Genomic DNA, 20,635 nt, shown 5'->3' with positions numbered 1-20,635 from the left:
GAGGACACTCCGCCGATGCCAGCGCAAGCGCCGCGCACGCTCTTCGACAAGATCTGGGCCGCCCACGTGGTGGACACCCTCCCGGACGGCACGGCGCTGCTCTACATCGACCTGCACCTCACCCACGAGGTGACGACGCCGCAGGCCTTCGAGGGCCTGCGCGCCGCCGGGCGCAAGGTGCGCCGGCCGGAGGCGACGCTGGCGGTGGTGGACCACAACATCGCCACGGACAGCACGCGCCGCACCGGCATCGACGACGCCGAGAGCCGCCTCCAGGTGGAGACGCTGGAGCGCAACGTTTCCGAGTTCGGCGTGCCCTACATCCCCTTGCTGAGCGACCGGCAGGGCATCGTCCACATCATCGGCCCGGAGCTGGGCCGCTCCTTGCCCGGCATGACCATCGTGTGCGGCGACAGCCACACGAGCACGCACGGCGCCATGGGCGCCCTTGCCTTCGGCATCGGCACCTCCGAGGTCGAGCACGTGCTGGCGACGCAAACGCTGCTCCAGAAGCCCGCCAAGAACATGCGGGTCAACGTGGACGGGAACCTGGCGTTCGGCTGCTCCGCCAAGGACATCGTGCTGGCGATCATCGGCAAGATCGGCACCGCCGGCGGCACCGGCCACGTGGTCGAGTACGCCGGCGACGCCATCCGCGCCCTCGACATGGCCGGGCGCATGACGGTGTGCAACATGTCCATCGAGGGCGGCGCCCGCGCCGGCATGATCGCCCCCGACCAGACCACCTTCGACTACATCGCCAGGACGCCGCACGGTCCCAAGGGCGAAGCGTTCGAACAAGCGCTGCGCTGGTGGCGCACCCTGCCCACCGACGAAGGCGCTCGCTTCGACCGCGAGGTGCAGCTGGACGCCCACGCCATCGCGCCGCAGGTCACCTGGGGCACCAGCCCGGAAGACGTGCTGCCGATCACCGGCGCGGTGCCGGACCCGCAGGAGGCCACGGACGAAGCGCGCCGCGCCCAGCTCCGCCGCATGCTGGAGTACATGGGCCTCCAGCCCGGCCAGCGCCTGCAGGACCTGCCGGTGGACGTGGTCTTCATCGGGTCCTGCACCAACAGCCGCATCGAGGACATCCGCGCCGCCGCCGCCGTCGCCCGCGGCCGCAAGGTGGCCGACGGCGTGCGCGCCATGGTGGTGCCCGGCTCGGGCTTGGTGAAGAAGCAGGCGGAGCAGGAGGGCCTGGACCGCGTCCTGCGCGAGGCCGGCTTCGAGTGGCGCGAGGCCGGGTGCTCCATGTGCCTCGGCATGAACCCGGACAAGCTCAAGCCGGGCCAGCGCTGCGCCAGCACCTCCAACCGCAACTTCGAGGGGCGCCAAGGCCCCGGCGGCCGCACGCACCTGCTCTCGCCCGCCATGGCCGCGGCGGCGGCGCTCGCCGGCAAGCTGGCCGACGTGCGCGACTGGCAGCCGAAAGGGGAGGCCGCGTGATGCAGCCCTTCACCACGCTCACCGGCGTCGCCGCGCCGCTGCCCATGGCCAACGTGGACACGGACAAGATCATCCCGGCGCGCTTCCTGAAGTCCATCAGCCGCAGCGGCTTCGGCAAGAACCTGTTCTACACCATGCGCTTCCGCGAGGACGGCTCGGAGAACCCGGACTTCGTGCTGAACCGGCCGCCCTACCGCAACGCCGAAATCCTGGTCGCCCACGAGAATTTCGGCTGCGGCTCGTCGCGCGAGCACGCGCCCTGGGCGCTGCTCGACTTCGGCATCCGCTGCGTCATCGCGCCCGACTTCGCCGACATCTTCAACAACAACTGCTACAAGAACGGCATCCTGCCGGTGCGCCTGCCGCGCGAGGTCTGCGATAAGCTGATGGAGGACGCGCGCCTCGGCGCCAACGCGCGCATCACGGTGGACCTGGAGCGGCAGGTGGTGGTGCGGCCGAACGGCGAGGAGATCCACTTCGAGGTGGACCCGCTCCGCAAGCACCTGTTGCTGAACGGCCTGGACGACATCGGCCAGACGCTCCAGCACGCCGCCGCCATCGACGCCTTCGAAGCGAAACGCAAGACCGCGCAACCCTGGCTCGCGGGCTGACCGCGGCGCCAGAGGGGCGCGCCAGTGGGAGGAGACCGGACATGACGGCCAACAAGAAGCTCCTCATCCTCCCAGGCGACGGCATCGGGCCCGAGGTGATGCGCGAGGTGCGCCGCCTCATCGACTGGATGGCCCACCGCCGCCGCGTTTCCTTCGACGTGCAGGACGGCTTGGTCGGCGGCGCCGCGCTGGACGCCACCGGCTCGCCCTGTCCGGACGGGACGGTGGAGAAGGCCCGCGCCGCAGACGCGGTGCTGTTCGGCAGCGTCGGCGGCCCGAAGTGGGATGCGCTGCCTTTCGAGCAGCGCCCCGAACTCGGCATCCTCCGGCTCCGCAAGGACCTCGGCCTCTTCGCCAACCTGCGCCCGGCGGTGGTGCTCGACCCCTTGGTGAACGCCTCCTCGCTCAAGCCCGACCTGGTGCGCGGCCTCGACGTCATGATCGTGCGTGAGTCCACCGGCGGCATCTACTTCGGCGAGCCGCGCGGCATCGAGACCGGGCCGGACGGCAAGCGGCGCGGCGTCGACACCGAGGTCTACACCGAGGACGAGATCGCCCGCGTCGCCCGCGTCGCCTTCGACCTGGCGCGCAGCCGCCGCAACCACGTCACCAGCGTCGAGAAGGCCAACGTCATGCAGTCCGGCCGCCTGTGGCGGGCGGTGGTGTCGGAGGTAGGCAAGGCCGAGTACCCGGATGTCGAACTCCAGCACATGTACGCCGACAACTGCGCCATGCAGCTCTGCGCCCGGCCCAAGCAGTTCGACGTGATCCTGGGCAGCAACCTGTTCGGCGACCTGCTTTCCGACCTCGCCGCGGCGCTCACCGGCTCGATCGGCATGCTGCCCTCGGCGACGCTCGGCGCCGTGGGGCCGGACGGCCGCCGCAACGCCCTCTACGAGCCGGTCCACGGCTCCGCGCCCGACATCGCCGGCAAGGGCGTCGCCAACCCGCTGGCCCAGGTGCTCTCCTTCGCCATGCTGCTGCGCTGGTCCTTCGGCATGGAGGAGGACGCCAAGCTCATCGAGGACGCGATCGGGCGGGTTCTGGCGGGCGGCATGCGCACCGCCGACATCATGCAGCCCGGCATGGCGCGCGTGGGCACCGGCGTGATGGGGGAGGCGCTGCTGCGCGAACTGGACAAGGCGGCGGCCTGACGAGGGCGCCGGTTGGGGTTGCGCAGGCGGGGTTGCGCCGCCGGGGCCGCTCGGCTATTCCCGCTCCCCCAAGGGCGCCCGTAGCTCAGCTGGATAGAGCACCAGACTACGAATCTGGGGGTCAGGAGTTCGAATCTCTTCGGGCGCGCCACTCTTCGCCCGGGCCCGTTGCCGGCCTGGGATCGCGGGCGGGTCAGGCGCCCAGCCCGAGCCGCTTTTCCAGGGGGGGGCGTCCCTCGGCCGCCGTTACGGCGGTGCGCCGCGGAAGTAGGGTTCGACCGTCCCCTGCACCTTGACCGTGAGCGGCGCGCCGGTCCTGTCCACGCCCTTGCCGACGGACAGCCGGACCCACCCCTCGCTGACGCAGTACTCCATCACGTTGGTCTTCTCGACGCCCTTAAAGCGCACGCCCACCCCCCGTTCGAGCAGGGCGGCGTCGTAGTAAGGGCTCTTCGGGTCCGCGGCCAAGCGGTCGGGCGGCGCGTCTTCCATCGGGTCGTCTCGTCGTGCAGGTCGAGGCGCCGGCCGCGCCCCGTCCGGGTGTCGTACATCCGGAGCCGCTTGTCCAATCCGGCAGGGCGCCGCCCAGTGCCGCTCGTCTTTTGCCGGATCGCACGGACTGTCCACCGGCAGGGGCGGGCAGGGGACGGGCGCGGCGGTCTAGCCTGGACGGCGCGGAGGCTCCATGCACGGATTCGGTCCCGGAGGTCCGTCCATGGGGATGCGTGTCGCGCTGCGTAGCGAAATCCTGCGCGAGCCGCTTTCCAGGCGCCGGCGCGAAGCCGCGCCGCCCCTCGGCCACGACCGCCCGGAAGGAGCCGCCGGATGAGCGCGCCGCGGTTCGCCCTGCTCGGGACGGAGCGGCGGGAGTGGCCGTTCCGGCTGCGGCTCCCCTTCCGCTTCGGCGCTGCCACCGTGACCCACGGCCGCCAAGCCGTGGTGAAGGCGCGCATCCGGCTCGAGGACGGCCGGGAGGCGCTCGGCGTCGCGGCGGAAACGCTGGCGGCGAAGTGGTTCGACAAGGACCCGCGCCTCACCGACGCGCAGAACGAGGACCAACTGCGGCGCGCGCTGGAACTCGCCGAGGAGGCGGCGCTGGCGGCGGGCGTGAACACGGCCTTCGGCCACTTCGCGGACGCTTGGGCCGCGTGCGAAGCGGCGTGCGGGGCGGAGGGGCTCAACCCGCTCGTCGCGGCGTACGGGCGGGCGCTCCTGGACCGCGCGATGCTCGACGCGCTGCTGAAGGCGCACGGGGCGTCGTTCTTCGCGGGGATGCGCGCGAACATCGGCGGGATGGCGCCGCACGCCGTCTGCGCGGACCTCGGCTGCTTCGATTTCACGGCGATGCTCAGGGGAGCGGACACCGCGCGGACGATCCAGGCGCGGCACACCGTCGGCCTCGTCGACCCGATCACGGCGGCCGACCAACCCGAGCGCGTGGGCGACGGGCTGCCCGAGACGCTGGAGGAGGTCCAGGTCGCCTACGGCCACCGCTACTGGAAACTCAAGGTCGGCGGCGACATCGGCGCGGACGTGGACCGCTTGTGCCGCATCGCGGCGGTGCTGGACCGCGCGCCGGGCTACCGCGCGACGCTCGACGGGAACGAGCAGTATGAGGACGCGGAGGGCGCGGCGGCGCTGTGGCGCGCGATGGAAGCGGAGCCGCGCCTCGACCGGCTGCGGGACTCCGTCCTCTTCGTGGAGCAGCCGGTGAAGCGCGCGAGGGCGCTGGCGGTGCCCATGTCGGCGCTCGCGGCGTCGCGCCCCGTGGTCGTGGACGAGAGCGACGGGCCGATGGACGCCTTCGTCACGGCGCGGGCGATGGGCTATGCGGGCGTGTCCACGAAGGCGTGCAAGGGCGTGTGGCGGTCGCTCGTCAACCACGCGCGCTGCCGCGCCTGGAACGCCGAGGCCGGGCCGGGGCGTTTCTTCATGTCGGCGGAGGACCTTACGACGCTGGCCGGCCTCTGCGTGCAGGGGGATTTGGCGCTCGTCGCGCTCATGGGCATCGGGCACGTCGAGCGCAACGGGCACCACTTCGTCGCTGGCTTCGAGGGGCGGCCGCCGGCGGAAGCGGCGGCTTTCGCGTCCGCGCACCCCGACCTCTACGCCGACGCGGGGCACGGCCCGAGGCTGCGCATCGGCGGCGGGATGCTTGCGATCGGCTCGCTCGACACCCCCGGGCTCGGGGCGAGGGTGGAGCCGGACCAATCCGCGATGGCGCCGATGCCGAAGGCGGCTTGGCCGCCGGCGTGAGGCGCCACGACAGCCAGCGCTGAAGGTTCTCCGGAAAGGGGCCGCCGTCCGTGAGACCGGGGTGGTGCGCGGCGGCGGCGATCGAGTCGCGAAAGGCCGCCGGATTTTCGGGCGTCGGTGGTGCCCAGGAAAGGACTCGAACCTTCACGGCCTTGCGGCCACTGGCACCTGAAGCCAGCGCGTCTACCAATTCCGCCACCTGGGCATCGGCCGCGGCGCCGATGGCGCCGCGAAGGGCGCCGCCGGAGCGAGCGCATTTAGAAGCGGCGCGGGGAGGCGTCAAGCGGATGCCGGCGCCCCGGCGGCCGATTGGCGCCGCCGCGGATGCGGCCATATGGTCGCGCCCTTCTCGGCTTCGTCCGCCAAGCTTCCCTCGGAGTCCGCCGCCCATGCGCGCCACCACCCAACGCAGGATCGCCACCGTGTTCGGGGGCTCGGGCTTCATCGGCCGCTACGTGGTGAAGCGCTTGGCGCGGGAGGGCCACACGGTGCGCGTGGCGGTGACCGATCCCGGCGGGGCGCGCTTTTTGCAGACGCAGGGCAAGGTCGGGCAGATCGTGCCGCTGGCAGCCGGCGTCACCGAGGAGGAAGCCGTGGCGCGCGCGGTCGCCGGGGCTGACCTGGTGGTGAACCTGGTGGGCATCCTGTTCGAGCGCCGGGCCGGCGACTTCCAGCGGCTGCATGCCGAGGGCGCCGGACGCGTCGCCCGCCTTTCGGCCGCCGCTGGAGCGGCGCGGCTGGTGCACGTCTCGGCCATCGGCGCCGACCCGGCCAGCCCCAGCGCCTACGGCCGCACCAAGGCGGAGGGCGAGGCGGCGGTCCGCGCGGCCTTTCCGTCGGCGACCATCCTGCGCCCGTCCATCGTGTTCGGGCCGGAAGACGAGTTCTTCAACCGTTTCGCCGGCCTGTCACGCATACTGCCCTTCATGCCGGTGATCGCGGGCGACACGCGCTTCCAGCCGGTCTACGTCGGCGACGTGGCGGACGCGGTGCTGGCCGCGGCGGAACGGGACGACGCGCCCGGGCGGACCTACGAGCTGGCCGGCCCCCGCAGCCACACCTTCCGCGAACTGCTCCGCTACATCCTGGAGGTGACGGGGCGCCGCCGGCCCTTGGTGGACATCCCGATGGGCCTCGCCCGCATCCAGGCCCGCCTCGGCGAGTTCCTCCCCAACCCGCCGCTGACCCGCGACCAGCTCCTCATGCTCCAGCGCGACAACGTGCCGGCTCCTGGCGCATCGGGGCTCGCGGAACTGGGCATCCAGCCAAAGGCACTCGAAGCGGTGGTGCCGAGCTATCTCACACGCTTCCGCACGGGTGGGGGGCGACGTCCTTCCGCCGCGTGAAAGGACCGATCCGGACCTTATTATGCGCTTAAAAGTTGCTTTGCGTAATAGGTTCTTGCCCTCACTGATATTAAAGGGCAGTTTCACTGTCCTGACGGCCACCAAACTCTTTGTGCCCCTGTGCATCTGGGGTAATGCTGCGCCACAACACAGGGCGGGGCGGTTGCCTGCCGGAGCGGGCCGCCGCGCCGGACGGGCGCGCCCCGCCTCGGCGCGCAACCCAGGATCTCGCCCATGGCCGACCGCATGCTGCAATTCGTCCGCCTGTCGCAGGCGCAGCCGGAAAAGCGCGGCGTCGGCGAGCGCCGGAAGGACTTCGGCGAGATCTACCGCGAGTTCGAGCCCGCCGCCGCCGCCCAGCAGGCGAGCCGTTGCAGCCAGTGCGGCGTACCCTTCTGCCAGGTGCATTGCCCGCTCTCGAACAACATCCCGGACTGGCTGAAGCTGACGGCCGAAGGCCGGCTGGAAGAGGCCTACGAGGTCGCTTCCGCCACCAACACCTTCCCGGAGATCTGCGGCCGCATCTGCCCGCAGGACCGCCTTTGCGAAGGCAACTGCGTCATCGAGAAGGGCTTCGAGAGCGTCACCATCGGCGCCGTCGAGAAGTACATCGCCGACACCGCCTGGGAGCGCGGCTGGGTGACCGCGCCCCGCGCCAAGGCCGAACTGCGGCAGAGTGTCGGCATCATCGGCGCCGGCCCGGCCGGGCTCGCCGCCGCCGAGCGCCTGCGCAGCCGCGGCTACCAAGTCCACGTTTACGACCGGCACGACCGCGCCGGCGGGCTGATGATCTACGGCATCCCCAACTTCAAGCTGGAGAAGGAGGTGGTGGTCCGCCGTTGGCGCTCCTTCGAGCAAGGCGGCATCCGCTTCCACCTGAACTGCGCCATCGGCCGCGACGTGACCTTGCCGGAGTTGCGCGAGCGGCACGACGCCGTGTTCATCGCCACCGGCGTCTACAAGGCGCGCGACATCGGCGGGGAAGGGGCCGGCCTCGAGGGCATCGTCCCCGCGCTCGACTACCTGATAGCCTCCAACCGCGACAACCTCGGCGACACCGTGCCGGAGTTCGCGTCCGGCGCCCTGAACGCCGCCGGCAAGCGGGTGGTGGTGCTGGGCGGCGGCGACACGGCCATGGACTGCGTCCGCACCGCCGTCCGCCAGGGCGCCGCCTCCGTCACCTGCATGTACCGACGCGACAAAGCCAACATGCCCGGCTCCATGCGCGAGGTGGCGAACGCCGAGGAGGAGGGCGTGGAGTTCATGTGGCTCGCCGCGCCGGAGGGCTTCGAGGGCGCGGACGGCCACGTTTCCGGCGTGCGCGCGGTACGGATGCACCTCGGCCTGCCGGACGCCACCGGCCGCCAGCAGGTGGTGCCGATCAAGGGCAGCGGGTTCACGCAAGGCTGCGACCTCGCCATCAAGGCGCTCGGCTTCGACCCCGAGGACCTGCCGGCGATGTTCGGCGAGAAGGCGCTGACCGTGACGCGCTGGGGCACGGTGAAGGTGGACCACCGCACCATGATGACCGACCTGCCCGGCGTCTTCGCCGGCGGCGACATCGTGCGCGGCGCGTCCCTGGTGGTGTGGGCCATCCGCGACGGCCGCGACGCGGCGGAGCGGATCGACGCCTACCTGAAGGAACAGGCGGCGCCGGCCGCCGTGGCGGCGGAGTAGTGGGCATGAGCGAGAACGGCGCCGAGTTCGTCCGGTCCTACGCGGGCAACGCCACCCTTCTGGCGGGGCAAGGGCATGTCGATCTCACGGAGCACGACGCCTGCGGCGTCGGCCTCGTCGCCGCGCTCGACGGCAAGCCGCGCCGCGAGGTGGTGCAGGCCGGCATCGACGCGCTGAAGGCCGTGTGGCACCGCGGCGCCGTGGACGCCGACGGCAAGACCGGCGACGGCGCGGGCATCCACGTCGAGATCCCGCAGGACTTCTTCGCCGAGGCCCTGGAGCGCGGCGGCGACCGGCGCCGGCCTGGGCGCATCGCGGTGGGGATGGTGTTCCTGCCCAAGACCGACCTGGGCGCGCAGGAACGCTGCCGGCAAATCGTCGAAACCGAGATCCTCGCCGCCGGCTACGCCATCTATTGCTGGCGGCAGGTGCCGATCGACGTCGGCTGCATCGGCGAGAAGGCCAACGCCACGCGGCCGGAAATCGAGCAGATCCTGCTTTGGAACCCGCGCGGCACCGATGACGCCACCTACGAGCGCGACCTCTACATCATCCGCCGCCGCATCGAGCGGCAGGCGATCGCGGCGCAGATCCCGGAACTCTACATCTGCTCGCTCTCCTGCCGCTCCGTGATCTACAAGGGCATGTTCCTCGCGGAGCACCTGACGGAGTTCTACCCGGACCTGCTCGACGCGCGCTTCGTCAGCCGCTTCGCCATCTACCACCAGCGCTACTCCACCAACACCTTCCCGACCTGGAAGCTGGCCCAGCCCTTCCGGATGCTGGCCCACAACGGCGAGATCAACACCGTCTCCGGCAACGCCAACTGGATGAAGAGCCACGAGACGCGGCTCTCCCACCCGTTGCTCGACCCGTACCTCGACGACATCAAGCCGGTGGTGCAGGCCGGCGGTTCCGACACCGCGACGCTGGACAACGTCTTCGAGCTGCTGGTGCGGGGCGGGCGCGACGCGCCCATGGCCAAGGCCATGCTCATCCCGGAGTCCCTGGGCAACAACGCCACCATGCCGGCGGCGCACCGCGACCTGTTCCTTTACTGCAACGCGGTGATGGAGCCCTGGGACGGCCCGGCGGCCATCGCCGCCACCGACGGGCGCTGGGTGGTCGCGGGGCTCGATCGCAACGGCCTCCGGCCCATGCGCTACACGGTCACCCACGACGGCCTGCTCGTCACCGGCTCCGAGACCGGCATGGTCAAGCTCGCCGAGGAGCGCATCGCCGCCAAGGGCCGCGTCGGCCCCGGCCAGTGCGTCGGCGTGGACCTCGACACCGGCCGCTTCTACACGGACGCCGAGCTGAAGGACGAGCTCGCCGCCCGCAAGCCCTTCGGCCAGTGGACCGAGCGCACCACCCGCATCGACGACATCGTCAGGGCGGACGCGGTCGAGAAGCCCGTCTTCGGCTCCGAGGAGCTGCGCCGCCGCCAGGTGGCGGTCGGCTACACGCTGGAGGAGCTGGAGGCGATCCTGCACCCGATGGTGGAGGAGGCGAGCGAGGCCGTCGGCTCCATGGGCGACGACACGCCGGTGGCCGTGCTCTCGCGGCAGTACCGCGGCCTGCACCACTACTTCCGCCAGACCTTCAGCCAGGTCACCAACCCGCCGATCGACAGCCTGCGCGAGACGCGGGTGATGACGCTCAAGACGCGCCTGGGCAACCTCGGGAACATCCTCGACGAGGACCCCACCCAGTGCGACATGCTGATGCTGGACAGCCCCGTGCTGTCCAACGCCGAGTTCGACGCCATGCGCGCCTACATGGGCGCCACCTGCTGCGAGGTGGACTGCACCTTCGCCGCCGCCGAGGGCGAGGCGGGGCTGCGCGCGGCCTTCGAGCGCATCCGGCGCGAGGCCGAGGAGGGCGTCCGCAGCGGCTGCGCCCACGTCGTCCTGACCGACCAGGCGCAGGGGCCGGCGCGCGCGCCGATCCCGATGATCCTGGCGGTGGGCGCCGTACACACGCACCTCGTCCGCCACTCGCTCCGCACCTTCACCAGCCTCAACGTCCGCGCCGCCGAGTGCCTGGACGTGCACTACGCCGCGGTGATGATCGGCGCCGGCGCCACCACGGTGAACGCATACCTCGCGCAGGAGAGCGTCGCCGACCGCCAGCGCCGCGGCCTGTTCGGCGACATGCCGCTCAGGGACTGCGTGTCGCGTTACAAGAAGGCGGTGGACAAGGGGCTGCTCAAGGTGATGTCCAAGATGGGCATCTCCGTGCTCTCCTCCTACCGCGGCGGCATGAACTTCGAGGCCATTGGCCTCTCGCGCGCCCTGGTGAACGAGTTCTTCCCCGGCGTGCCGAGCCGCATCTCCGGCATCGGCCTCTCCGGCATAGCGCAGCGCGTGCTGGCGCTGCACCGCAAGGCCTGGGACGAGGACGCGGTCCACCTGCCGGTGGGCGGCCTCTACAAGCTGCGCCGCCGCGGCGAGAGCCACGCCTTCGACGGCGGGCTGATCCACACCCTCCAGCGCGCGGTGGACACCGACAGCTACACCACCTTCAAGCGCTACTCCGAAGCGGTGCGCCGGCTGCCGCCCGTGGCGCTGCGCGACCTGCTCGACTTCCGCGCCGAGGGCCGGACGCCGGTGCCGATCGAGGAGGTGGAGAGCATCACCGAGATCCGTAAGCGCCTCCTCGCGCCCGGCATCTCGCTCGGCGCCCTCAGCCCCGAAGCGCACGAAACGCTCTCCATCGCCATGAACCGCATCGGCGCCCGCTCCGACAGCGGCGAGGGCGGCGAGGACCCGGGGCGCGCCAAGCCGCGCCCGAACGGCGACAACGCCAACTCGGCGATCAAGCAGATCGCCTCCGGCCGCTTCGGCGTCACCGCCGAATACCTGAACAACTGCCGCGAGATCGAGATCAAGATCGCCCAGGGCGCGAAGCCGGGCGAGGGCGGCCAGCTCCCCGGCTTCAAGGTGACGGGGCTGATCGCCAAGCTGCGCCACGCGACGCCCGGCGTCACGCTCATATCGCCGCCGCCGCACCACGACATCTACTCGATCGAGGACCTGGCGCAGCTCATCTACGACCTGAAGCAGATCAACCCCGACGCCACGGTCTGCGTGAAGCTGGTGGCGCGGTCGGGCATCGGCACCATCGCGGCCGGCGTCGCCAAGGCCAAGGCGGACGCGATTTTGGTTTCCGGCCACTCCGGCGGCACCGGCGCCTCGCCGCAGTCCTCCATCAAGTACGCGGGCCTGCCCTGGGAGATGGGACTCAGCGAGACCCACCAAGTGCTGCTGCTCAACCGGCTGCGGCACCGGGTGAAGCTGCGCACGGACGGCGGCATCAAGACCGGCCGCGACGTGGTGGTGGCCGCCATGCTCGGCGCCGAGGAGTTCGGCATCGGCACCGCCTCGCTCGTCGCCATGGGCTGCATCATGGTGCGGCAGTGCCACTCCAACACCTGCCCGGTCGGCGTCTGCACCCAGGACGAGACGCTGCGGAAGAAGTTCAGCGGCAGCCCGGAGAAGGTCATCAACCTGTTCTCCTTCGTGGCGGAGGAGGTGCGGGAGATCCTGGCCTCGCTCGGCTTCCGGCGGCTGACGGAGGCGATCGGCCGGACCGACTTGCTCAAGCAGGTCAGCCGCGGCTCGGAGGACCTGGACGACCTCGACCTCAACCCGCTGCTGGTGAAGGCGGACGCCGGCCAGAACGCGCCCTACTGCACGCTGGAGGGCCGGAACGAGGTCCCGGAGACGCTCGACGCCGACATGATCCGCGACGCCGCGGCCCTGTTCGAGCACGGCGAGAAGATGCAACTCCACTACAACATCCGGAACACCCACCGCGCCATCGGCACCAAGATCAGCAGCCGGATCGTGCGGAAGTTCGGGATGGAGGGGCTGCAACCCGGGCACCTCAGCGTCCGCCTGCGCGGCTCGGCCGGGCAGTCGCTCGGCGCCTTCGCCGTGCGCGGCCTCAAGCTGGTGGTGTTCGGTGATGCCAACGACTACGTCGGAAAGGGCCTGTCGGGCGGAACCATCGTGGTGCGGCCTGCCCCGTCGTCGACGCTGGTGTGGAACGAGAACGCCATCATCGGCAACACCGTGCTCTACGGCGCGACCGCGGGCGAACTCTACGCCGGCGGCCAAGCGGGGGAGCGCTTCGCCGTCCGCAATAGCGGCGCGACCGCGGTGGTGGAGGGCTGCGGCGCCAACGGCTGCGAGTACATGACCGGCGGCGCGGTGGCGATCCTGGGGCCTGTTGGAGACAATTTCGGCGCCGGCTTCACCGGCGGCATCGCCTTCCTCTACGACCCGGAAGGGACCTTCGAGCGCCGGGTCAACCCGGACACCCTGCTCTGGTCGCGCGTCGGCCGCGGCCATTGGGACGCCGAGCTTCGCGCCCTGGTCGGCCGGCACCTGGAGGAGACGGGCTCGCGCCTCGCCGCCCGCATCCTCAACGACTGGGAAGGCCAGCGCGGCCACTTCTGGCACGTCGTGCCCAAGGAGTACGCGCGCTACCTGCCGGCGCCGATGGAGGGCTTCCAAACGGCCGCCGCCGAGTGAATTCGCCTGCTGCGGGAGAATCTTCTCCCGCAGCACCTATCAATTATCGCCTTCTGGTGGCATAAGCCCGGCCCGTGCGCGTCCTCTTCCACCTCCCCCTCTCGCCCTATTCCCGCAAGGTCCGGCTCGCCATGGCCGAGAAGGGGATACCGTTCGAGTTGCGGATGGAGCGCATCTGGGAGCGCCGCGACGCCTTCCTGGAGATGAACCCCGCCTGCACCGTACCGGTGTTGCGGGAAGAGAACGGCCTCGCCGTCGCCGACAGCTACGCCATTTGCGAGTACCTGGAGGAGGCCTATCCCGACACCGGCCTCTTCGGCCGCACGCTGGCCGAGCGCGCCGAGGTGCGCCGCTTGGTCGCCTGGTTCGACGGCAAGTTCGCCGCCGAGGTGACCAGCCACCTCCTGTACGAGAAGCAGCTCAAGCGCCTGCTCGGCCGCGGCAACCCCGATGCCTCCGCCATCCGTGTCGGCTACGCCAACATGCGCCCGCATCTCGAATACCTCGGCTGGCTGGCCGAGACGCGCCCTTGGCTGGCCGGGCCGCGCATCAGCTTGGCCGACTTCGCCGCCGCCGGGCACCTTTCGGCCCTGGACTACATCGGCGACGTGGACTGGTCTCAGAACGAGTCCGCGAAGCAGTGGTACGCCCGCATGAAGTCGCGCCCGAGCTTCCGCGCACTGCTGGCCGAGCGGGTCAGCGGTCTGGAGCCGCCGGCCCACTACGACGACCCGGATTTCTGAACCGCCACCTGCGGCGTCAGCGCTGCCGCCGCTGCGGCGGCAAGGGATTGAGTTCGAGGTTCCGCCGCGCCAGGTCCGCCGTTTCGGAGTCGGTGGCCATCCGCATGGCGCGCTCCCAGTCCGCGCGGGCGCCCCGGACGTCGCCCTTGGCCCGGCGCAGGGCCGCGCGCTCCAGCAAAGCCTCCGCGTTGTCGGGCGCGAGGGAAAGCGCGTGGGCCACGTCGCGCTCCGCCTCCGCCGCCCGGCCGAGCTGGCGCTTCGCCGCGCCCCGCAGCACCCAGGCATCGATGCGGGACGGATCGAGCGCCACCGCCCGGTCCAGGTCCTCCAACGCCTCGGCGTAGCGTTCCATCGCGCCCAGGGCGAGGGCGCGGTCCAGCACCAGGGCCGGGTCGTCCGGCGCCAGGGTCAACGCCATGGTCGCCGCCGCGTAGGCCCGGTCGGCGTCGCCCGCCAGCATCCAAGCGTTCCCCGCCTCGGCGAAGACGGCGGCGCGCGCGGCCGCGTCCGCCTCGCTGCGGCGCGCCAGATCCTCCAGCCGCTCAGCGCCGCGCTCCGTTTCGCCCAGCGCCAGCAAAGCCAGGGCGGCGCAGTGCCGCGCCCCGTCGCCGCCGCCCGCGGCTTCCCACCCATCGGCGAAGAACCGCGCGTCCTCCGGGTCCGTCCGCAGCAGGCCGAAGCAGCGCTCGTGGTCCGGCCCGCCGCCGAACCGCGCCGATTGCCCGGACGCCCCGCCCGGCCCGCACCAGAGCAGGCCGAGCAAAGCGGCGGCGGCAACGGTCACGGCGGGGCGGGGCGGCGTCATGCGAGGGCCTCTAGCCACCATCCAGCGCCCGCGCCAGATGATCCCCCATGGCAACGCAGAACGAAGCGACCTCCTTGCGCTTGGTCGTGGCCGGCCTGGGGTACTCCGGCGCCGCGGTGGCGCGCGAGGCCGCCGCGGCCGGATGGCGCGTCACCGGCACCGTCCGCGACCCGGCCCGCTCATCGGCGGCGCCCGGCGTGGAGGTGGTGCCCTTCGCCGAAGCCCGGCCCGCCATCGCCGCCGCCACGCACCTCCTGGCGACCGCGGCACCGGGCGAGGGGACGGGCGACCCGGTGCTCGCCGCGCACGGGGACGCGGTCCGCGCCGCGCCGGACCTGCGCTGGATCGGCTACGTCTCCACCACCGGAGTCTACGGCGACCACGACGGCGGCTGGGTGGACGAGCGGACCCCGCCCACGCCCATGCAGGACCGCACCCGCCGCCGCGTCGCCGCCGAAGGGCAGTGGGCCGCCTTCGCCGACCGCCTGCCCGTGGACCTGTTCCGCTCCGGCGGCATCTACGGCCCCGGCCGCAGCGTGTTCGACGAACTGCGCGAAGGCACGGCGCGGCGCACGGTCAAGCCCGGCCACGCCTTCAGCCGCATCCACCGCGACGACATCGCCCTCGCCGTGCTCGCCGCCATGCGGCAGGACCGCGCCCCCGGCCTCCGCGTGTTGCACCTGGTGGACGACGAGCCGGCCGAGAGCGCCGTCGTGGTGGAGGAAGCGGCACGCCTCCTCGGCGTGGAGCCGCCCCCGGCCGTGCTCTTCGGGGAGGCATGGCCCAGGATGTCGCCGATGGCGCGTTCCTTCTGGGGCGAGAACCGCCGCGTTTCCAACGTCGCCACAAAGGCCGCGCTCGGCATTGCTTGGCGCCACCGGACCTGGCGGGAGGGCCTAGCCGCCATCCTCCGCGAAGAGCGCGGCGAGCGTCCGGCGTAGCAGCGCCAAGTCCTGCGGCCGCGACAGCCGGTGGTCGCCGTCCTTCACCAGCGCCACTTGCACGTCCTCGCTCGCCACTGCCTCGGCCACGCGCAACGAAAGCTCCCAAGGCACGTCCGGGTCGCGCTGCCCGTGCAGCAGCCGCACCGGCGCGGAAAGCGGCACCGGCCCGCCGCCTCGCAGCAGCATGTGCCGCTCGCCCTCGTCGATCAGCGCGCGGGTGATGGGGTACGGGTCTCCATAGGCGCTCGGCCGGTGCCAAACGCCCTCTCGCGCGATCGCCTCGCGCGCCTCGGCCGGCAGCTCCTCGCGCATCCGCGCCGTGAAATCCGGCGCCGCCGCGATGCCGACCAGCGCCGCGACCCGCTCTGGTCGGCGCAACGCCAGCAGCAGCGCGATCCACCCGCCCATGGAGGAGCCGACCAGCACCTGCGGCCCCTCCGTCAGCCGGTCGAACGCGCAGGTCGCGTCTTCCGCCCAGCGCCCGATGGTGCCGTCCACGAAGCGCCCGCCGCTGGCGCCATGCCCGGAGTAGTCGAAGCGCAGGAAGGCCCGGCCCTCCGCGGCGCAAAAGGCGGACAACTCCTCCGCCTTGGTCCCGGTCATGTCGCTGTTGAAGCCGCCGAGGAACACCACACCCGGGCCCCGCCCGGCTCGGCGCCGCCACGCCAACTCCACCCCGTCGCCGCGGTCGAACCGCCCCGCCTCCTCGCCGCCGCCCGTCATGCGCGCGGCAGCCCGCGGCGGGCCAAGCTCTCGAACAGCGCGCCGGTGCCGAAGCTCCAGGACGGGCACCGGTCCGTCGGCATCACCTTGTTCACCAGCGCGCCCAGCCGCGGCGAGGCGATCCGCACCACGTCGCCCGGCTTGTGCGTGAAGCCCTGGCCCGGCGCGCCCCGGTCCTTGGACGGCGAGAAGGGCGTGCCGAGGAACAGCACCGCCCCGTCCGGGTACTGGTGGTGCGGCCCGATGAGCTGCGCCACGAGTTCCTCCGGGTCGCGGCTGATGGCGCCGACCTCGCCGCTCTCCTCCAGCCTGAAGCCGTCCTCGCCTTCGATGGTCAGGGTGATGACCGCGCGCCGCACGTCGTCCAGCGTGAACCCGGCGTCGAACAGCCGCAGCATCGGGCCGAGCGCGCAGGCCGCGTTGTTGTCCTTGGCGCGGCCGAGCAGCAGCGCCGAGCGCCCCTCCACGTCGCGCAGGTTCACGTCGTTGCCGAGCATGGCGCCCTTCACGCGCCCGTCCGCGCCCACCGCCAGCACCGCCTCGGGCTCCGGGTTGTTCCAGGCGCTCGCGGGGTGGATGCCGACCTCCGCGCCCGCGCCCACCGCGGCCATCGGCTGGCACTTGGTGAAGATCTCGGCGTCCGGGCCGATGCCGACCTCCAGGTACTGGCTCCACCAGCCCTTCTCCACCAGCGCAGCCTTCAGCCGCATCGCCTTGGCGCCGCCCGGCTGCACCGCGGCCAAGTCCTCGCCGATGATGCCGCGCACCTCCGCCCGCACCGAATCGGCGCGGGAAGCGTCGCCGCGGCAGCGCTCCTCGATGACGCGCTCCAGCATGGAGCGCACGTAGGTCACGCCGCAGGCCTTCACCGCTTGCAGGTCCACCGGCGCCAGCAGCCGCCCCAGCGCCTCCCCTGGCAGGTCGAGCGCCATCGGCTCGCCGCGCGCCCGCACGGCCCGGATCGGGTCCGCCTCGTTCAACCAGCGGCTCACCGTCCCGAAGGCGGGCGTCATGTCGAAGGCTTTGCCGTCGAGCAGCGCCACGGCGCAGGGGCCTTCGGGCGTGTCCAGCCGGGCCGCGAAGGCGCTGCGCTCCCAGTCTTCGGGCAGGATGCCGGCATCCAGGCGCATTGGCGGTTCCCTCCGCTTCGGGTGCCCCGCCTTTCTAGGCGCGGCGCTTGGCGGCGCGAAGCCCTTGCGGCGCCCGCCGCTTTCGGCGGAGGATCGCCCCACCGGGCAAAGCGGGCCGAACCCGCCGCCACTGCGATCGGGAGGATCGGCCCATGCGGAGCATCACGCGCCGGACGGCGCTCGGGGGCGGCGCCGCGCTGCTTTCCGCGCCGGCCATCGTCGAAAAGGCCGGCGCGCAGAGCGCCTTCGACTGGCGCCGCTTCCGCGGCGAGCGCATCGAGGTGACGGTGCAGCTCTCCCCCCGCGGCCAGCTCCTCCAGCAGGCGGGCAAGGAATTCGAGGACCTCACCGGCATCAAGCTCGGCCTGGAGGTGGTGCCGGAGCAGCAGCACCGGCAGAAAACCATCGTGGAGTTCGCTTCCGGCCGCCCCTCCTTCGACGTGACGGAGGTGAGCCTGCACGTGAACAAGCGCCAGGTCGGCAAGGCCCGCTGGTGCGCGGACGTGAAAGCCCTGGTCGCCGACCCGGCCCTGACGGCGCCCGACTTCGACTTCGCCGATTTCGGCGAGGGCATGGTGAAGTACGCGACGCAGGCCGATGGCCGCATGGACACCCTTCCGGCCTTCGCCGACTACTTCATCCTCTACTACAACAAGGAACTGCTCGCCGCCCGCAACGTCGAGGTGCCCAAGACCTGGGACGAGATGTTCGAAGCCGCGAAGCGCCTCACCGACGCCTCCAAGCAGGTCCACGGCCACGTCGGCCGCGGCCTCAAGAACGCCAACGTCGTGCTGTGGTCCAGCTACCTGCTCGGCACGCCCCAGCGCGACATGATCGACGCCAACCGCCAGCTCATCACCGACACGCCGGACGCGGTGTGGGCCGGCGAGACCTACAGGAAGTTCCTCCGCGACGTCTCGCCGCCCGGCTCCATAGGCTTCAACTGGAACGAGTGCCAGACCACCTTCATGCAGGGCCGCGCCGCCATGTGGGTGGACGGCATCGGCTTCGCCGCGCCCCTGGAGGACCGCACCCGCTCCCGCGTCGCCGGCAAGGTCGGCTACGCCCTGGTGCCGCGCGGCCCCGGGCCGGAACACCACTGCGCCCTGTTCGGCGCCGGCTACGGCATCCCGGAAGCCTCGCGCAAGAAGGGGCCTGCGTGGCTCTTCATCCAGTGGGCGCTGAGCAAGCCCATGCAACTCCGGATGCTGGCCGACGGGCGCGGCGTGCCGGCCCGGGCCTCGCCCTTCCGCAACGAGGAGGCGATCGGCCGCAGCCATTTCCCGCGCGAATTCTTCCAGACCTTGGAAGCCAGCTCCAAGATCGCCCGCGCCGGCCTCCCGGAGATCGTGCCGGTGACGCAGTTCCGCGACGTGGTCGGCACCGCGCTCACCAACACCATCTCCGGCGCCGACGTGGCGGCGGAGCTGAAGCGCGCCACCGCCGAGTTCCGGCCGGTGCTGGAGCAGAGCGAGCGCGAGACCTGATGCCCTCTGGCGGCGCCGCGACCCTCGCGGGCGCGCCGGCCGCGGAGGCCGCGCGCCCTCGCCGCCGGCGGAACTACGCCCGCCGCTACGCTTGGTTCATCGTGCCGGCGGCCGTCGTTGTGGTGGCGGTGATCGTCTTCCCTTGGGCCTTCACCCTCTACGTCTCCGCCTTCGACTGGCGCCTCGGCGGCGAGCGGCGCTGGGTCGGCCTGGCGAATTACGCCGCGTTGTTCGGCGACGCGCGCTTCGGCTGGGCGATGCTGCGGACGCTGCTCTACACCGCGCTCGCCGTGGTGTTCCCCCTCGTGCTCGGCCTCGCCGCCGCGCTCGCCTTCCACCGCCGCTTTCCGCTGCGCGGCCTCGCGCGGGCCGTGTTCATCCTGCCGATGATGGCGACGCCGGTCGCGGTGGCCCTGGTCTGGACCATGATGTTCCACCCGCAGCTCGGCGTGCTGAACTGGCTGCTGACCACCGCCGGCCTGCCGCCCTCCATGTGGGTCTACAGCGCCAACACCGTCATCCCGACCCTGGTGATGGTGGAGGTGTGGCACTGGACGCCGCTGGTGATGCTGCTCCTGCTCGGCGGCCTCGCCGCTCTGCCGGTGGATCCCTACGAGGCCGCGAAGATCGACGGCGCCACGCCCTGGCAGGCCTTCCGACACGTCACCCTGCCGCTGCTGATGCCTTTCATCGTGGTGGCGCTCATCATCCGCACCATCGACGCGCTGAAGGCCTTCGACACCATCTACGTCATCACCCAGGGCGGGCCGGGCTCGGCGAGCGAGACCATCAACATCTTCCTCTACCTCCAAGCCTTCGCCTTCTACAACATGGGCTACGCCAGCGCGGTCGTGGTGGTGTTCTTCGCCATCATCATGGCGTTGGCGGCGCTGCTGCTCTGGACGCGCCAGCGGGTGAAGCTCGCGTGAGGCGCCTCCTCGAACGCCTCGGCTTCGGCTTCGCCGTGCTCGTGCTGGTCTCGCCGGCCGTGCTGGTCTTCCTGTGGATGCTCTCGCTGTCGCTCAAGACCGAGCTGGACAACACCGCCTGGCCGCCGGTCTTCATCCCCGACCCGCCGACGCTGGACAACTACCGCGAGGTGTTCGCCCGCAACGACTTCCTGCTCTATGCCTGGAACAGCGTGGTGGTCTCCGTCTCCTCCACGCTGCTGGCGCTCGCGGTCGGCGTCCCGGCCGGCTACGGCATCGCCAAGATGCAGGCGGTGCGCGCCGCGGCGCTGATCCTGGTGGCGCGCATCACCCCTGGCCTCTCCTACCTCATCCCGCTCTTCCTCTTGTTCCAGTGGCTGGAGCTGACGGGCACGCTGTTCCCCATCGTCATCACGCACCTGGTCATAACCGTGCCCATCGTGGTCTGGGTGATGATCTCCTTTTTCGAAGGCTTGCCGGGCGAGCTGGAGGAGGCGGCGCTGGTGGACGGCGCCACCATCTGGCAGGCCTTCCGCCACGTCGCGCTCCCATTGGCGCGGCCCGGCATCACCGTGGCGACCATCCTCGCCTTCATCTTCTCCTGGAACAACTTCGTCTTCGCCATGGTGCTCGCCGGGCGCGAAACGCGCACCCTGCCGGTCGCGGTGAACAACATGCTGACCTTCGAGCAGATCGCCTGGGGCCCGCTCTCCGCCGCCGCGCTGCTGGTGACGCTGCCGGTGCTGCTGCTCACCCTGCTGGCGCAGAAGCAGATCGTGGCCGGCCTGACCGCGGGCGGCGTGAAAGGCGCCTGACCTCGCGCATCCCGCGGCCCGCCGCCGC

General features: G+C 71.6%; 16 protein-coding genes and 2 tRNA genes. 13 read left to right on the top strand and 5 right to left on the bottom strand.

Annotation, left to right across the window (positions count from 1 at the left end; genetic code table 11):
- Positions 1–15 precede the first annotated feature (15 nt).
- The 4 genes from leuC (at position 16) to ABD067_RS02290 (ending at position 3,365) form a co-directional block, all read left to right on the top strand.
- Positions 16–1,449 (top strand): 3-isopropylmalate dehydratase large subunit, encoded by a 1,434-nt coding sequence (gene leuC, locus ABD067_RS02305; protein ID WP_343893529.1) that lies wholly within the window; start codon positions 16–18, stop codon positions 1,447–1,449.
- Positions 1,449–2,060, top strand: a complete 612-nt coding sequence (gene leuD / locus ABD067_RS02300) for a 3-isopropylmalate dehydratase small subunit (protein ID WP_343893528.1) — start codon at positions 1,449–1,451, stop codon at positions 2,058–2,060. The genes leuC and leuD overlap by 1 nt, the downstream gene beginning before the upstream one ends.
- Before the next feature lie 41 nt (positions 2,061–2,101).
- Entirely contained in the window at positions 2,102–3,214 is a 1,113-nt protein-coding gene (gene leuB, locus ABD067_RS02295) for a 3-isopropylmalate dehydrogenase (protein WP_343893527.1), read from the top strand.
- Positions 3,215–3,288: 74 nt separating this feature from the next.
- Positions 3,289–3,365, top strand: a tRNA-Arg gene (locus tag ABD067_RS02290).
- Between the two features lie 95 nt (positions 3,366–3,460).
- On the opposite strand, the gene ABD067_RS02285 is transcribed toward ABD067_RS02290, so the two are convergent.
- Positions 3,461–3,706, bottom strand: a complete 246-nt coding sequence (locus ABD067_RS02285) for a DUF3297 family protein (RefSeq protein WP_343893526.1) — start codon at positions 3,704–3,706, stop codon at positions 3,461–3,463.
- Between the two features lie 333 nt (positions 3,707–4,039).
- Here ABD067_RS02285 and ABD067_RS02280 point away from each other — a divergent pair, with 333 nt between their 5' ends.
- Positions 4,040–5,470 (top strand): enolase-like domain-containing protein, encoded by a 1,431-nt coding sequence (locus ABD067_RS02280; protein WP_343893525.1) that lies wholly within the window; start codon positions 4,040–4,042, stop codon positions 5,468–5,470.
- Between the two features lie 118 nt (positions 5,471–5,588).
- Here ABD067_RS02280 and ABD067_RS02275 read toward each other — a convergent pair.
- Positions 5,589–5,675 (bottom strand) — tRNA-Leu (locus ABD067_RS02275).
- A 184-nt stretch (positions 5,676–5,859) separates the two neighbouring features.
- Between ABD067_RS02275 and ABD067_RS02270 the strand changes: the two genes are divergently transcribed.
- From ABD067_RS02270 to ABD067_RS02255, 4 genes are all read left to right on the top strand, one after another.
- Positions 5,860–6,816 (top strand): complex I NDUFA9 subunit family protein, encoded by a 957-nt coding sequence (locus ABD067_RS02270; RefSeq protein WP_343893524.1) that lies wholly within the window; start codon positions 5,860–5,862, stop codon positions 6,814–6,816.
- A gap of 234 nt (positions 6,817–7,050) precedes the next feature.
- Entirely contained in the window at positions 7,051–8,493 is a 1,443-nt protein-coding gene (locus tag ABD067_RS02265) for an NAD(P)-dependent oxidoreductase (RefSeq protein WP_343893523.1), read from the top strand.
- Positions 8,494–8,498: 5 nt separating this feature from the next.
- Positions 8,499–13,031 (top strand): glutamate synthase large subunit, encoded by a 4,533-nt coding sequence (gene gltB / locus ABD067_RS02260; protein WP_343893522.1) that lies wholly within the window; start codon positions 8,499–8,501, stop codon positions 13,029–13,031.
- Between the two features lie 74 nt (positions 13,032–13,105).
- Entirely contained in the window at positions 13,106–13,774 is a 669-nt protein-coding gene (locus tag ABD067_RS02255; RefSeq protein ID WP_343893521.1) for a glutathione S-transferase family protein, read from the top strand.
- A gap of 16 nt (positions 13,775–13,790) precedes the next feature.
- Here the strand turns inward: ABD067_RS02255 and ABD067_RS02250 are convergent, their stop codons facing one another.
- Positions 13,791–14,579 carry a tetratricopeptide repeat protein gene (locus tag ABD067_RS02250; RefSeq protein ID WP_343893520.1) on the bottom strand — a complete coding sequence of 263 codons (789 nt, stop codon included), beginning with the start codon at positions 14,577–14,579 and terminating at the stop codon, positions 13,791–13,793.
- A 47-nt stretch (positions 14,580–14,626) separates the two neighbouring features.
- Between ABD067_RS02250 and ABD067_RS02245 the strand changes: the two genes are divergently transcribed.
- Positions 14,627–15,520, top strand: coding sequence for a Rossmann-fold NAD(P)-binding domain-containing protein (locus ABD067_RS02245; protein WP_343893519.1), 894 nt, complete (start codon positions 14,627–14,629; stop codon positions 15,518–15,520).
- Here the strand turns inward: ABD067_RS02245 and ABD067_RS02240 are convergent.
- Positions 15,476–16,246: an alpha/beta hydrolase gene (locus ABD067_RS02240; protein WP_343893518.1), complete on the bottom strand. Its 771-nt coding sequence runs from the start codon at positions 16,244–16,246 to the stop codon at positions 15,476–15,478. The two genes, ABD067_RS02245 and ABD067_RS02240, sit on opposite strands and share 45 nt — an antisense overlap.
- Entirely contained in the window at positions 16,243–17,376 is a 1,134-nt protein-coding gene (locus ABD067_RS02235) for a fumarylacetoacetate hydrolase family protein (RefSeq protein WP_343893517.1), read from the bottom strand. Before ABD067_RS02235 ends, ABD067_RS02240 begins: the two co-directional genes overlap by 4 nt.
- Before the next feature lie 152 nt (positions 17,377–17,528).
- Between ABD067_RS02235 and ABD067_RS02230 the strand changes: the two genes are divergently transcribed.
- From ABD067_RS02230 to ABD067_RS02220, 3 genes are read left to right on the top strand one after another with little or no spacing between them, the layout of a single operon-like run.
- Positions 17,529–18,863 (top strand): ABC transporter substrate-binding protein, encoded by a 1,335-nt coding sequence (locus ABD067_RS02230; RefSeq protein WP_343893516.1) that lies wholly within the window; start codon positions 17,529–17,531, stop codon positions 18,861–18,863.
- Positions 18,863–19,792, top strand: coding sequence for a carbohydrate ABC transporter permease (locus ABD067_RS02225; protein WP_343893514.1), 930 nt, complete (start codon positions 18,863–18,865; stop codon positions 19,790–19,792). Before ABD067_RS02230 ends, ABD067_RS02225 begins: the two co-directional genes overlap by 1 nt.
- Complete coding sequence (locus tag ABD067_RS02220; RefSeq protein WP_343893513.1) at positions 19,789–20,607, top strand: carbohydrate ABC transporter permease; 819 nt, start codon at positions 19,789–19,791, stop codon at positions 20,605–20,607. Before ABD067_RS02225 ends, ABD067_RS02220 begins: the two co-directional genes overlap by 4 nt.
- Positions 20,608–20,635 lie beyond the last annotated feature (28 nt).

Source organism: Craurococcus roseus (assembly GCF_039523795.1).
In the GTDB taxonomy this organism is placed as follows: Bacteria; Pseudomonadota; Alphaproteobacteria; order Acetobacterales; family Acetobacteraceae; genus Craurococcus; species Craurococcus roseus.
The sequence above is the reverse complement of the archived record's forward strand: the minus strand, read 5'-3'. Positions and strand labels throughout refer to the sequence as shown.